The 1245-nt window shown below is 57.2% G+C and carries 1 rRNA gene; it reads right to left on the bottom strand.

Annotated features, from left to right (window positions below):
- Positions 1-1245, bottom strand: a 23S ribosomal RNA gene (locus tag C3486_RS36630); the annotation flags it as partial.

Consider the following 1245-nt stretch of genomic DNA (forward strand, 5'->3'; position numbering starts at 1 on the left):
CTACACCCTTACCCCGGGACAACCACCGCCCGGGCTGGACTACCTTCCTGCGTCACCCCATCACTTACCTACTACCACCTTGGGTCAGCGGCTCCACCACTCCCCTTCACCCGAAGGATCCAGGGCGGCTTCACGGCCTTAGCATCAGAGGATTCGATATTGGGCGCTTCAAAGCGGGTACCGGAATATCAACCGGTTGTCCATCGACTACGCCTGTCGGCCTCGCCTTAGGTCCCGACTTACCCTGGGCAGATCAGCTTGACCCAGGAACCCTTAGTCAATCGGCGCACACGTTTCTCACGTGTGAATCGCTACTCATGCCTGCATTCTCACTCGTGAACCGTCCACAACTCGTTTCCACGGCTGCTTCACCCGGCACACGACGCTCCCCTACCCATCACAGCCTCCGTTGGGAGTATTGCTGCAATGACACGACTTCGGCGGTGTGCTTGAGCCCCGCTACATTGTCGGCGCGGAATCACTTGACCAGTGAGCTATTACGCACTCTTTCAAGGGTGGCTGCTTCTAAGCCAACCTCCTGGTTGTCTCTGCGACTCCACATCCTTTCCCACTTAGCACACGCTTAGGGGCCTTAGTCGATGCTCTGGGCTGTTTCCCTCTCGACCATGGAGCTTATCCCCCACAGTCTCACTGCCGCGCTCTCACTTACCGGCATTCGGAGTTTGGCTAAGGTCAGTAACCCGGTAGGGCCCATCGCCTATCCAGTGCTCTACCTCCGGCAAGAAACACACGACGCTGCACCTAAATGCATTTCGGGGAGAACCAGCTATCACGGAGTTTGATTGGCCTTTCACCCCTAACCACAGGTCATCCCCCAGGTTTTCAACCCTGGTGGGTTCGGTCCTCCACGAAGTCTTACCTCCGCTTCAACCTGCCCATGGCTAGATCACTCCGCTTCGGGTCTTGAGCATGCTACTCAGTCGCCCTCTTCGGACTCGCTTTCGCTACGGCTTCCCCACACGGGTTAACCTCGCAACATACCGCAAACTCGCAGGCTCATTCTTCAAAAGGCACGCAGTCACGACTGCCATCCGAAGATGACAGCGACGCTCCCACGGCTTGTAGGCACACGGTTTCAGGTACTATTTCACTCCGCTCCCGCGGTACTTTTCACCATTCCCTCACGGTACTATCCGCTATCGGTCACCAGGGAATATTTAGGCTTAGCGGGTGGTCCCGCCAGATTCACACGGGATTTCTCGGGCCCCGTGCTACTTGGGTGTC

The organism is Streptomyces sp. Ru73 (genome assembly GCF_002920575.1).
Lineage (GTDB): Bacteria > Actinomycetota > Actinomycetes > Streptomycetales > Streptomycetaceae > Streptomyces.